Annotated in this window: 10 protein-coding genes and 2 pseudogenes; all 12 read left to right on the plus strand. The window is 50.1% G+C overall.

The genetic code is table 11. From position 1 onward, the window contains the following. A pseudogene (locus tag BAA01_16335) lies at positions 1-118 on the plus strand (ATP-binding protein). Positions 119-194: 76 nt separating this feature from the next. Further along, complete coding sequence (locus BAA01_16340) at positions 195-395, plus strand: hypothetical protein (GenBank protein ID OUM86894.1); 201 nt, start codon at positions 195-197, stop codon at positions 393-395. A 135-nt stretch (positions 396-530) separates the two neighbouring features. Continuing rightward, positions 531-1,277: an HNH endonuclease gene (locus BAA01_16345; GenBank protein OUM86895.1), complete on the plus strand. Its 747-nt coding sequence runs from the start codon at positions 531-533 to the stop codon at positions 1,275-1,277. A gap of 72 nt (positions 1,278-1,349) precedes the next feature. Next, the gene (locus tag BAA01_16350) at positions 1,350-3,476 is read left to right on the plus strand and encodes a hypothetical protein (protein ID OUM86896.1); all 2,127 of its coding nucleotides are present in this window, start codon (positions 1,350-1,352) and stop codon (positions 3,474-3,476) included. Positions 3,477-3,485: 9 nt separating this feature from the next. Next, positions 3,486-3,719 carry a hypothetical protein gene (locus BAA01_16355; GenBank protein ID OUM86897.1) on the plus strand — a complete coding sequence of 78 codons (234 nt, stop codon included), beginning with the start codon at positions 3,486-3,488 and terminating at the stop codon, positions 3,717-3,719. Between the two features lie 6 nt (positions 3,720-3,725). Beyond that, positions 3,726-4,265, plus strand: a complete 540-nt coding sequence (locus BAA01_16360; GenBank protein OUM86898.1) for a hypothetical protein — start codon at positions 3,726-3,728, stop codon at positions 4,263-4,265. 28 nt (positions 4,266-4,293) lie between these two features. After that, the gene (locus tag BAA01_16365; protein ID OUM86899.1) at positions 4,294-5,091 is read left to right on the plus strand and encodes a hypothetical protein; all 798 of its coding nucleotides are present in this window, start codon (positions 4,294-4,296) and stop codon (positions 5,089-5,091) included. 317 nt (positions 5,092-5,408) lie between these two features. After that, positions 5,409-7,424, plus strand: coding sequence for a hypothetical protein (locus BAA01_16370; GenBank protein OUM86900.1), 2,016 nt, complete (start codon positions 5,409-5,411; stop codon positions 7,422-7,424). 243 nt (positions 7,425-7,667) lie between these two features. Next, positions 7,668-9,833: an acetone carboxylase subunit beta gene (locus BAA01_16375; protein OUM86901.1), complete on the plus strand. Its 2,166-nt coding sequence runs from the start codon at positions 7,668-7,670 to the stop codon at positions 9,831-9,833. Beyond that, complete coding sequence (locus BAA01_16380; protein ID OUM86903.1) at positions 9,833-12,073, plus strand: acetone carboxylase subunit alpha; 2,241 nt, start codon at positions 9,833-9,835, stop codon at positions 12,071-12,073. The genes BAA01_16375 and BAA01_16380 overlap by 1 nt, the downstream gene beginning before the upstream one ends. Before the next feature lie 2 nt (positions 12,074-12,075). Continuing rightward, positions 12,076-12,573: an acetone carboxylase subunit gamma gene (locus BAA01_16385; GenBank protein OUM86902.1), complete on the plus strand. Its 498-nt coding sequence runs from the start codon at positions 12,076-12,078 to the stop codon at positions 12,571-12,573. A 557-nt stretch (positions 12,574-13,130) separates the two neighbouring features. Further along, positions 13,131-13,374 (plus strand): annotated as a pseudogene (locus BAA01_16390) (hypothetical protein).

A 13,374-nucleotide genomic window follows, 5' to 3' on the forward strand; every position in this document is an offset into this window, starting at 1 on the left:
TGATCAGGCCATAACGACTGCCATCCTGGACCGGATCTTGCACAAAAGTGAAGTCGTTCAACTTAGCGGTGACAGCTATCGTCTGAAGTATCGGCAGACGATTTTTCTAGGGATATAGTGTTTAAAACCATTTAGCAAAAAATGCTCAAAAGGTCTTGACGGTTACAGCCTTCTTCGATGACCAAGGTTTTGACATGGCAATTGCGGCTTATCTCGTGTTTTTGTACTTTGTCGGAGATGAGGAAGTGAATGGTCCCCGAACGAAAGAAGAGTGGCTGAACGCAATCCAGGAGATGCGGCAGGTTTTGGGGATCGAGGAAAATCATCCGCTGGCCAAATATGTGTTGGAACTTTTTGTCGATGTGGATACGATAACTTCATTCACTCATGAGTAGGACATGGTAAAATATAGGTAAATGTTGAGCGGAACAAAGAGCCTGCCATGAATGAGAGAAATCATGAGCAAAGACCAACGAAAAATAAATAGAAAATGCAGATTCGATTAACACGATGAGGCGGGATGATTTTCCATGTTCTACAATGATCCAATTGATCTCAGTACTGACGTATGGATTGAATTGTTGAAAGATAAAGAGGTAACAAAGGAATCGGATTTTAAGGTTCTCAAAATGATCTATGAAAGCGAACATCACGAAATGAGAGCTGCTGAAATCGCGGCCAGGTTACAATTGCCTCATCACAGTGTGATCAATAGCCAAATGGTCCGTTTTAGCAAACGAGTTGTTGCGAAGACAGGCATCCAACCCCCGTTAAGACGGAATGGGACAGTAAGGTGGTGGCATGTTCCTTTTTTGGGATATGAAAAAAGGGGGAAGTTTCCCTGGATCATGCGTCCTGAACTGGTGATGGCATTTGATGCCATTTTGGAGTCAAATCCTGATACTGAGCTTGTTTTTATGGGGGAAATCAGCACCGAAGAAAAGCCGGTTTATTCTGAAGGGGCTGTTTATCCTGTGTATGTTGACCGATACGAAAGAAGTAGAAAAGCCAGAAACGCCTGCATTCAACACTACGGCAGCCAATGTGTTATATGTGGGTTTGATTTTGAGAAGGTTTATGGGCCGATCGGCAAAAACAAGATTCATGTACATCACCTGACTCCTTTGTCCGAGATACAAGGTGAATATGAAGTGGACCCGATCCGTGATTTGCGTCCTGTTTGCCCAAATTGTCACCTCATCATCCACAGCAAAAAAGTGCCGTTCACGGTTGAAGAGGTAAAAAACATGCTTCGTAAAGCTTGTAAAATGGATTGATTTTATAAAACAACCACTGAATCCACTTGCTGCGAGTAGAAAATTTTGAAAGGGGTTTGTAGGAGAATCACAATGGAGGACGTGAACCAAACGAAAGCGATCCGGGATAAGTTGACGAGGCTCTTCCGTTTTCTCCAAGAGATGCACCAATTGCGCAATCCCGTGACCAAACAGGTTCAAAACCATTTCTGGCACCTGTGGTTTCACGACTTGCCTGATCATCCGGTTATCCAACTCGGGAATCCTGCAAATCATGATGGCCATGAACCATTCATTCTGAAAGTGGGAAAACCGGATTTAACCCCTTGTCCGGAACCGCCGCAAGAAATCCAGCCTTGGTTGCAAAATGGATGGCAAAATCCCGAGAAAACGGTGCAGGTGTTTGAATCAAAAACCCGGATGGATGAGGATGGCAGTGAAGTTAAAGAAAACTTCCAAGATGACGAAAGTCGTGTGGCCCTCTTTGAGGAATGGCTGAAACGAAGGAATGCTTGGGCCCAAAAGGAAAAGCCTGCCCGTGCGGCGATGCAGATTTATGAAACATTATACGGAATATACGCCCACATTGAAAGAGAAAATGAAACGGTAGAGCTGGTTCTTGGAGAGGGGATCCTGAAATGGAAGGAAATATTCCATCCTATCCTGTTGCTTAGGGTGGAACTGCAGTTTCATCCTGAGGTACCAGAATTTATCCTTGTTGAAACGGACCGCCCTGCTGAATTGTATACGGCTCTCCTTCGGTCCATGGGTGGCGTGGAACAGTCCGCCATTTCTCGTTGTTTGCGGGATCTTGAACAAGGATTGTACCACCCGTTGGGCGATGTGGAGACGGAAGAATTTTTAAAGCGCGTGGTTTCTCAACTTTCTCCGCATGGTGAATTCGTCAAAAAAGAAAACGGAACAAGAAATGCGGAATTCCTGCAGTTGTTCCGTGATCCGGTCCTTTTCTTGCGCAAGCGAACGCACGGATATGCGGGAACCATTGATCGCATCTTGCAGGATCTGCAACAACGTGACGATTTGCCAGGAGCGGTTACTCGCGTTGCGGGAATACACCCCAAACAAGACGAGACGCAACCTCCTTCATCGTCGCTGCGGGATCTGGATATCAACGGTGAGGATGAGCGGATTTTGTTGAGTAAAGAGGCCAATGCGGAACAGCTCAAGATGGCGCTGTTGCTTGAAAGATATGGTTCCGTCTTGGTCCAAGGTCCTCCTGGTACAGGGAAAACCCATACGATTGCCAATCTTATTGGCCATTTGTTGGCGCAAGGGAAGAAGGTGTTGGTCACCAGCCACACGGCGAAAGCGTTGACGGTGTTAAGGGAAAAAGTGGCCAAACCGTTACAGAATTTGTGTGTCAGTGTGCTGGACAGTGACAACAAAGAACAACTGGAACAATCGATTGACACAATCAATGAACGCCTTTCCGTGCTCGACATACCGCATGAAGAACAGGCGATTCAAAAGCTCGAGGAAGAACGGAAGCGGTTGTTAAAACAGTTGCGGGAAAAACGTGAGCAATTAAAATTGGCGCGCATGGATGAATATCGCTCCGTGGTGGTTGCCGGGAAGGAATGTCATCCCTCCGAGGCTGCCGAATTTGTCCGCCAGCATCAAGAAGAGCATGGCTGGATTCCCGGTCCGGTCGAAGCGGGAGCCCCTTTGCCCTTGAGCGGGGAGGAGCTTGCAGAACTATACCAAACCAATCGCGTGCTTTCGCCGGATGAAGAAAAAGAACTGGACCTTTCATTGCCACGGCCGGATGAATTGGTGCATCCGAATGATTTTCGCGTGCTGGTGGAAGAACTGGAAGCATTGTCTCAAACCGATTTGGCCTATCGTTCCGATTTGTGGGAGCCGACAGGGGAGCGGAGCATTGAGGAATTGCGTCGCTTCAATGGCGAGCTAAGCCAGGCCATTGCCGTTTTGGAAGAAGAGAACCATTGGAAGTTTGCCGTGATCACAGCGGGCCAGAGCGGTGAAGAACACGGGACGATTTGGCAAGATCTCATAGCGCTCATTGAATCCACGTACGAAAAAATGTTGTCGACACAGAAGGAATTATTGGAATACGATCCCCGTGTGTCCGCGGATATCGATCTTAGAAAAGCCAAAACGATTTTGTCTGACATCTTGGATTACATCAATTCGGGAAAAAAGCTATCCAGTTTTTCGTTGTTTTTTAAAAGAGAGTGAAAACAGTTTTTGCGTGTGGCCAAGGTCAATGGGACGGTTCCCGAACAGAAAGAGCACTTTGAGGCGTTGCGTTCGTATGTCGAATTGATCGAATTAAGGGAGAGGTTGCGCAATCGATGGGAACGGCAAGTGACATCGCTTGGCGGGCCGAGTTTTGCTGAATTTGGCGACGAACCGGAGAAAAAAGCGCGTCACCTGATGGAGGAAATTCGGAAATGGTTGGATTGGTATCCCGGTACGTGACTGACCTTGGAAAACCGCTTGAAAAAACTAGGGTTTCAATGGGAGAAGTATTTTGCAGAACAGCCATCTGTCGTCCATGAGTTTGGGGATTTGCTTCGTTTGCGAAACGCGGTTTCAAAAAGTCTGCCAACGATCATTGAAGCAGAGATTCATCGATTGATGTATGAGCAAAAAACGAGAGAATATCAAAATCATTTGCAAACGATCCAATCCTATCTCCAAGAAGATAACCCCTCCGATTTATTGTTACAGCTTTTAGAAAGCATCAAAAAGAAGGCGTGTGACGAATATGAAGCGGTATACTCCCGGTACATTGACCTGATTCGCAAATCGGAGATTTTCCGCAAGCGAAAGGCGTTGCTTGCCAAATTGGCTGCCGCAGCTCCGGGATGGGCGAAAACGATCGAGTTGAGAGATGGCGCGCACGGCGGCCATGTTTTGCCGGGCGATCCGGAGCAGGCTTGGTTGTTCCGTCAATTTGTGGAAGAGCTGGATCGGAGGCATTCCCGGTCGATCGAGGTGCGATCAACAGGCCATACGGATTGAGTCTTTGCTGAGGAAATACTTGCCGCCAGTGGAATATAACAAGCGAAAAATTCGCTGTGGCAACCCATCGCAATTCCAAGGCGATGAACGGGACGTTATCTTCTTGTCGATGGTTCATGGTCCAAGCGGATATGGACCACTGCGCAGACTGGCCGATCCGGGAGAGCAGATGAAAAAGCGCTTCAACGTGGCCGCAAGCCGTGCGAGAAACCAGTTGTGGTTGATTCATTCCTTGGACCCGAATAACGACCTAAAAGATGGTGATTTAAGGAAACGGTTAATTCTCCATGTCCGAAATCCTTTTGCGTTGGAACAAAAGATGGAGCGCTTGGAAAAACATGCGGAATCTCCCTTTGAACAGTCGGTGCTGAAGCACTTGCTGCAAGCGGGTTATCGGGTGAAACCTCAATATCAAGTGGGGGCTTACCGGATCGACATGGTGGTGGAAGGGGGCGGAAAACGCCTGGCGGTGGAGTGTGACGGCGATCGCTGGCACACACTGGATAACCTGGACGAGGACATGGCTCGGCAGGCCGTGTTGGAGCGATTGGGATGGACATTTGTTCGTATTCGTGGCAGTGCGTTTTATCGCGATCCGGAACAAGCCATGAGAACGGTGTATGACAAGCTTGAAAACATGGGGATTCCTCCCGAAGGAATGCTCGAAGAAAAAACCGACATGGAGAGTGGGGAACAGGATACCGAACTCGTCAACCGCATTCAACGCCGGGCAGCTGCGTTGCGGCGGGAATGGTTGGAAAGTGATCGCTCCGAAGGCGCTTTTGAAGAAGAACAAATGGAAGAACAATTGAGCTTGAAAATATAGGCGCGGATGCTGCGCCTTCTTTTTATTTTTAAATCCTCACGTCCTGAACAAACGCCTGTTTGCTAGCAACTTAGACTGAAAAAAAGCCTTGACATTTTTTATAAAATCATACAATCTAAAAAACGAAATATATGATAAAATAAATATAATTTTTGTAAAATAATAATTTATATCAATTATATTGATAAAACTGCCAAGCTGGCCGATGGATGCGGCGAATCTCTTTCTCCTCTCCAAATCCTATGCATGCTGGTCCATAGGCGAGAGACGTTCATGAAAAATCGTGAAGCATCCTTTCATGAAAGGAGGTCCTTAAGGTGGCTGATCTCGCGGTTTCCATTGAGAAGTTTGAATACTTCAAAGATATTGAGCGTTCTTTGGAGACAAAATGGGAGCGCTTTCTTTCGGACGGAACCTTTCCAGATTCGCTTCGTCCGGTGATTGCAAAATCATGGGAGAGATGCTTGACCAATCACATCGATCCCTTGAAACGCAGGGCTGACATTGTCTGTATGGATGAGAATTTGAAGGCGAGGAGGGAAATCAATCAAGTTCTTTTAGAAGCTGCGCTTCCATGGATGAATGAGATGTATCAATGCTACTCAAACCAGACGATTAGCGTCGTGGTTTGTGATTCGCACGGTGTCATTTTAGACGGGAGAGCCACAACAGGAACTTGGGCTAAGCTGGAAAGAAACAATTTTGTACCGGGTGCTGATTGGAGTGAAAAAAGGGCGGGCACGAATGCCATCGGGACAGCGTTGACAGAGCAGAAGCCGGTGCAGGTATTTTCGGCGGAACATTTTTGTCAGGGGTGGCACCCTTGGGTTTGTTCGGCGGCGCCTGTCAAGGACCCTGTGACCAGAACGTTGCTTGGCGTACTGGATGTGACCGGCAAAAAAAGTTTGGTTCAGGCGCACGATCTTCATATGGTGATCATGCAGGCAAAAAAGATTGAGCAAACCATCTATGAAAAACTGATCCAACAAAATTTTGAACTCATCAAACTGTTGTTTGATATCATTCAGGATCCTGTCGTCATTTTCAATTCGCAAGGGACGATTGTCAAATGTAACTTGCCGGCATCTTATCTTTTACGGGTCCAATCCGGCAGAACGTTGGAACATGTGATTCATGTTCCGCAACTTCCGGAACTGCTGAAAGATCTCAAGGACAAACCGGTTTACGGATATTATCGGTCCGCCGACGGTTGTGAATGGAGAATCGAAGTGAGGCCTTACCGATACGCCGGCCGGCTGCTGGGTGGTTTAGCCTTGTTTAAAAAGGTGCCGTCTTCGGTTCCGGCAAGAAAATCCCAAAAAAGAGCGGCCAGCACTCGGTACGCATTTGCCGATTTCATCACAGCCGACTCGTCGTTAGGAAGCATATTGGAATTTGCCGAACGAATCGCTGCCAGTGACGCGACAGTGCTCATAACCGGCGAAACCGGGACTGGAAAGGAGATGCTGGCCCAATCGATTCACGCCTGCAGTCACCGGAGTGATGGTCCGTTTATCGGCGTCAATTGCGGTGCGATTCCGAAGGAACTCATGGCCAGCGAGCTATTCGGCTACGAAGGCGGGGCTTTTACGGGGGCAAAGCCAGGCGGGAAGAAAGGATGGGTTACGTTAGCGGAAGGTGGAACGCTATTTCTGGATGAAATAGGAGATCTTCCGTTGGAAGCACAGGTTTTCCTGCTGCGAATGTTGGAGGAGCGTGAAGTTTACCCCGTTGGGTCGACTCGGCCTGTATCGGTCAATGTGCGAATCATTGCGGCGACGCACAGGGACCTGCGCCATGAGGTTCGGCGGGGGCGGTTCCGCGAAGATTTATATTATCGCCTGCAGGTTGTTCATCTCGGCTTGCCTCCCTTGCGTGAACGCAAACAGGACATCCCTCTTTTGGTTGAACATTTTTTGCGGACCAGTCCGCATGGAGGGCCAGGTGCGATGGTTGATCCAGAGGCGCTTGAAATGATGATGAACTACACGTGGCCGGGAAATGTCAGACAACTAAGAAATTGTGTGGAACAGGCGCTGCTCTCATCATTAGATGGGAAAATCAAGGTTGAAAACTTGCCCGATGAGATTCGTGCGTTTCATCCTGTGTCGCGGAAAGCTCGCCCACGGGCTCGGGAAACCCATGGGCTCAGTCGCGGATACTATATTTGCCGTCAAACCAGAGGCAAAGTCGATAAAGACGCGTTGATACGTGCTTTGGAAGAAGCAGGCGGAAATGTTTCGAAGGCATCGAGAACCCTGCGGGTTTCAAGAATGACGATCTACAGGAAATTGAAAGAGTTTGGCATAACGCTTGGACATGATAACACGTAACATCCCTCACCCCTTGATTCGCTGTCACACATGCATCTCCATGTAAAAAGTCGTAAACAGCGTCACATTTGTAACAACAGGATAGACACGTTCTTTTTTATTTATCGATATATCCCTGATTTGTGGGCTTTTCAATGAATGTGTCTGAACCTTATAAACGAATGGAAGATTGGCATGTATCTTGCAAATATGTAGCGTGCGGGGGTTGCTCCGTCACTTATCACAAGAGGGGTGAAGCGATGAATGAAGAGGCATGCGAAAATCCTGGCCATCGACGCCGGGGGTACCATGACGGACACGTTTATCATCGATGACAAAGGGGAGTTTGTTGTCGGGAAAGCCCAAACAACACCTGAAGACGAGTCGGTCGGCTTTGCGAATTCTGCGCGGGATGGACTGAAGTACTGGGGCATGATGCCGGAGGAAGCATTCCCAAGCATTGTCTCTGGGATATATTCCGGTACTGCCATGCTGAACCGGCTTCTGGAGAGAAAAGGACGCCGTATCGGGTTAATTGTGACAAAAGGTCAAGAGGACTATCTGAGATTGGAACGAGGTCTGCAAACCTACTTAGGGTATTCCTACTCCGATCGCCTTCACCTGGTCACGCATCATCATAACCCTCCCTTAGTTCCTCGCCAGCGGATTCGGGGCGTGACAGAGCGGATCGATCTCTTTGGCGATGTCATCATTCCGCTGTATGAACAGGATGTCTACACAGCGGTCGCGGAATTGCTTGATCAACAGATCGAAGGCTTGTGTGTGAACCTCTTGTATTCCTATCGCAACCCGGCCCATGAACAACGGGTCCGCGACATTGCTCTCGAAGTCATGAAACGCCGAAACATGGAGGTGCCGATTTTTCTTGCTTCGGAGCTCTATCCGGTGAGGAGGGACTTCCCCCGGCTCAATACATTGTTGGTTGAGGCGTATGCGGCCGAACCTTCGAGAGGCCAATTACAGAAAGTGAATGAAAAAGCGAAAGAACTCGGGGCCAAATTTGAAATTCGGGTCATGGCGAGCCACGGCGGAACGATTGGCATTGACTCCAAGGAACTGGCTCCGACACTGGTTTCTGGACCGATCGGAGGGGTCATTGGGGGCAAGTATCTGGCGGAGAAACTGGGGTTCAAGAATGTGGTGTGCACAGACATTGGCGGGACGAGCTTTGATCTGGCGTTGATTACCAACGGCGAATATCATATCAAGAATACCCCTGACATTGCGCGGTTTATCCTCAGCCTTCCCCTGGTCCAAATTGACTCGGTCGGCGCGGGCACTGGGACGTACGTGCGGGTGAATCCCACGTCAAATCGCATTGAACTTGGACCCGACAGCGCCGGCTATCGCATCGGTGTCAGTTACGAAGACGGAGGCGTTGACAGGCCGACGATATCGGATTGCAACTTGGTCTTGGGTCTTCTGAACCCCGACTATTTTCTCGGCGGTGACGTCAAGCTCAACAAGCAGCGGGCCATCGAAGTGATTGAGCAACAGATCGCGCGGCCGCTGGGACTGGATGTCTATGAAGCGGCGTCGGGAGTCGTACGCCTGTTTGAGGATTCACTGAGAAACCAAGTTGTGGCGATGGTTCTTGGGAAAGGTTATGCGCCGGTAAACTATGCTCTTTTATCCTATGGAGGGGGAGGTCCGCTTCATGTGGGTGGATACACGGAAGGGCTGGATTTTGAAGATGTCCTGATTCCTGCTTGGGCGGCCGGCTTCTCAGCATTTGGCTGTGCGTGCGCAGATTTTGAGTACCGGTATGACAGAACGGTCGATCTGGCGATCGAAGGCATTGCCGCTGGCCGTGATCCAATGGACATCGCCGCTGAGTTGAACCAGGTCTGGAAAGAACTTGAACATCGCGTCGTTTCGCAGTTTGAAAAAAGCGGGATCTCCAGCGATCAGATTGTCTTTCGGCATGGCGTGCGCATGCAGTACCAAGGGCAATTAAATGATCTTGAATTTTACACAAAGAAGGGTGAAATCAAGTCTCCGCAGGATTTGTCCGACATTGTGGCTGACTTCGAAAATCTCTATGGGAAAATTTACGCCCGGTCGGCAAAGTCGCCTGAACTGGGATACTTGATCACGACAGCGATTGTCACAGGCATCGTGCCCGTAGAAAAACCGCGGCTTCCCGAAGAATCGCTTTCTTCCCCGGAACCGGACGAAAGTGCCGTGAAAGGGACGAGACAGGTGTACTGGCACGGTGAGTGGCTGCCGGCGACGATTTACGAAATGGAATATCTCAAACCGGGCAATGTCATTCAAGGCTTGAGTATCATTGAGTCCCCTTCGACGACCTTCGTCGTTCCTCCAAACAGGCATGCCTATCTTGATCAACATCGGATTTTCCATTTGAAAAAAACGCCTCTTGCCAACAGTAAAGGAGGTTATTCATGATGGCCATTGTGTCTGAATCCATGGTGAGCAAACCGATCGGCTGGAACGGGAAAACACTGAAACAGATGCTGAAGGAATCGGAAGAAATCTTCGCAAAGACAGGCCGTTACTATGGCATCAGTACATTGGAGCTGAAGCAGCACGATCCGATTCGGTACGAGCGTTTGTTTGCCCGCATCCGCGGTGGCTTGGTCAACGCCCGGGAGACGGCGCTGAACATTTCCGCCTCGCCGATTGTCAAGGAAATCGGCGAACTGAGTTTCGCGCTATATACTCCGGAAGGGGATTCCGTCGCTTTGTCCACCGGCATTATTGTGCACGTGCATACGATGTCCGACGCGATCAAATTCATGATACGCCATGATTGGGAAATCAATCCTGGCATCCGGCCCGGTGATGTGTTCGGAAACAATGACTCCTTTATTGGCGACGTTCATAATGCTGATGTCCACACCCTGATTCCGATTTTTTACGGTCCGGAATTGATCGGCTGGGTAGGCGGCGTCGTCCATGTCATCGACGTTGGGGCTTCGCGCCCGGGAAGCATGGCGTACGGCCAAACGACCCGGTATGAGGACGGTCTCATCGTCAGTTGCGAAAAAATCGGTGAAAATGATGAGCTTTACGCCAGCTACGAGTTGCGGGCGAAAAAGGCGGTCCGCACGCCGATGTACTGGATGCTGGATGAGCGGACGCGACTGGCCGGATGCCAGATGGTGCGTGATGCCGTGCTTCGTATGATTGAGGAGGAAGGGATTGACGTTTACAAACAATTCATTCGGGAAGTGATCGAAGATGGACGGCTATCCTTTCGCCAACGTGTCAAAGAGATGCTTGTCCCAGGGATCTACGAAGCGCCATCGTTCATGGATGTTCCGTTTGGCGGGGAGGTGCGGATGCCCGCGCATGCGGCAAAGGATCAATTGATGCATGCGCCGCTGAAGGTTCTGGTGAAAGCTGACGGCGAATTGGAGCTTGATTTGAATGGAGCCAACAAATGGGGATACCACTCGTTCAATTGTCCTCCCAGCGCGATGCAGGGAGCGCTCTGGGTTCAGTTGACGCAAACCCTGATTCCGAACGATAAGGTCAACGACGGGGCCTATCTGGCTTCCAACATTCGTCTGCCGAAAGGATCATGGGCGAATCCGGACAATGAGACGTTGTCCACGACGCTGTCATGGCTGTTTCTCATTCCTTCGTTTACGGGCATGATTCGGAGTTTGGGCCGTGCTTACCAGGCGCGGGGATATGTGGAGGAGATCACGGCGGGATATCCGGGCACATGGAACCTTACCCAGGGAGGGGGAGTCAACCAATTTGGGCTTGATTCCGCGTTTACGAGCTTTGAACACTCTTGTCAAGGAACGGGGGCCGGTTTCATCAAGGACGGGGAAGGATATTGTGCCGCCATGTGGAATCCCGAAGGGGATATGGGCGATATCGAAGCTTGGGAACAACTGGAGCCTCTCCTTTACCTGGGGAGAAGGGTAAAGCCTCAGACGGCGGGAATGGGCAAGTACAGGGGCGGTCCGGGCTATGAGTCTTTGCGCATGGTTTGGAAGACCCGCCACCAAGTGATTTTCAATGTTGGAGAGGGGCATGTCTTTCACGGATGCGGGATCTTTGGGGGCTATCCTGGCAACACCGGGTATCGTCACAACATGCATAAAACCAATCTGAGGAAGCTGATTGATGAAAAACGGCCGCTCCCCTGCCGCGAAGGGAATCCCGAGGATTCCGAAATGTCGAAATATGTGGATGCCCAATACGAGGAATTTGATGGGCGCGCCCTGACGTTGGAGACGAATTTCGAGGAGTATGACCTGTATCTTTCCGTGCAGCGAGGCGGACCGGGTCTTGGAGATCCCTTGGAGAGAGATCCGAAGGCCGTCGAGGAAGATTTAAATGAAGAATTCCTGTTGCCGCAGTACGCAGAAAAGGTCTACGGTGCCGTGATTGCGCAAGACGAAAGCGGAAACTGGCATGTGGATGTGGCCGCGACAGAGAAGCGGCGGGCCGAGATGCGGCAAGAAAGGGCAAGACGCGCAGTGCCGGTAGCCCAATGGATGGAACGGGAACGGGAACGAATCCTTCGGCAAGATTTCATTCCCCCCGTTAAAGACATGTATCGGAGCAGCATGGAATTGAGCGAAGAGTGGGCCAAACATTTCCGGACCTTTTGGAACTTGCCGGAGGACTTTGCATTCGGAAGCGAACAATTTGAAAGGAGCGTATGATCATGCCGACATACGACAGAAAAACCCTGGAGGATTTACTGGACGGCAAGCTGCCGTTTCGCCAAGTAAGAAACATCATGAGTGCGTATAAAGATCCGGATCGGTTCGAAAAAATGGTGGAAATTTTACAAGATCGCGTGCCTTGGCCCGATCCGATCATATTGCCGTATGGACTGCACCTTTATATTGTGGCAAAACCGGGCGGAGGCCGCGTCGTGAAATGCGACTGTGGTCATGAATTCGGAGACTACAGGGAAAATTGGAAGTTAAAAGCATTGGTTTATGTTCGAGACACAGGGGAAAAAATGAATGAAGTGTATCCCAAATTTATGGGTTCCGATCCGGACTGGATGGTCCTTCGCGAATACTATTGTCCAGGCTGCTTGACTCAATTGGAAGTGGAGGCGGTTCCCCCGGGTTATCCGGTGGTTTTTGACTTCCTGCCGGATATCGATACGTTTTACGAAAAATGGCTCGGAAAACCTGTTCCGTCTGTTTGAAGACATGGATCAGACGGAGGATGGCGCAGCGCTGCAGTCACGTCCTGAATGAATATGCCATGATACCGCCGGCATCAGCTTGCCGGCGGTTTCTTGTTGTGCGCCCGGCATGGGTGTGGTCTATAGGGTGAAAGTCCCGAGCGGGGGCTGGCGAGCGCCTACCGTTAGCCGAGAGCAAGGGTGTCCATCGCGAGGTGGAATCTGAAGGAAGCTTAAGGCAAACGCTTGACCTGAGGTACACGAACCCAATTCGAGGCTAGACTAGCCGGATGAGTCTGCAACACAAGACGAAGTCCTAAGCCGCCAAGGGCTAATCTGGTAGATTGGGCAGGTACATGAGCGGAAAGTCCACACCCTTACCCGGGGAGGTCTGTACGGAACGCCATCTGCAGATGGTAACCGGTGTCGAAAGGTGCCGCTGAACGTACAGAAGTCAGCAGAGGCCATAGTACCTTAACAGGGACGCCTGAAAAGGGAAGGGCCGAACGTCAACTCAAGGATGAATCAGACGCTTTCGAGAATCGATGTGTTGAACGCAGAATTCCGGAAGGAACTGCTTGGGGGAGGCACGGGTGAAGCCCGGAGGGACCTCAAGAGGGCGGAGCATCGACCGGCAAGACCTGAAACTCATCCTGCGAAGGGAGAAATATCGGATGGACTTGATGGAACAGATGCTGTCACGGGAAAACATGCTGCAAGCCCTGCGCCGGGTGGAAGCAAACAAAGGTGCGGCAGGGATTGACGGAGTCACAACCCGACAACTCCGGGCCACCATTGTCCAACACTGGGAAGCCATCAAAG

Origin of the sequence: Bacillus thermozeamaize (assembly GCA_002159075.1) — a bacterium.
In the GTDB taxonomy this organism is placed as follows: domain Bacteria; phylum Bacillota; class Bacilli; order ZCTH02-B2; family ZCTH02-B2; genus Bacillus_BB; species Bacillus_BB thermozeamaize.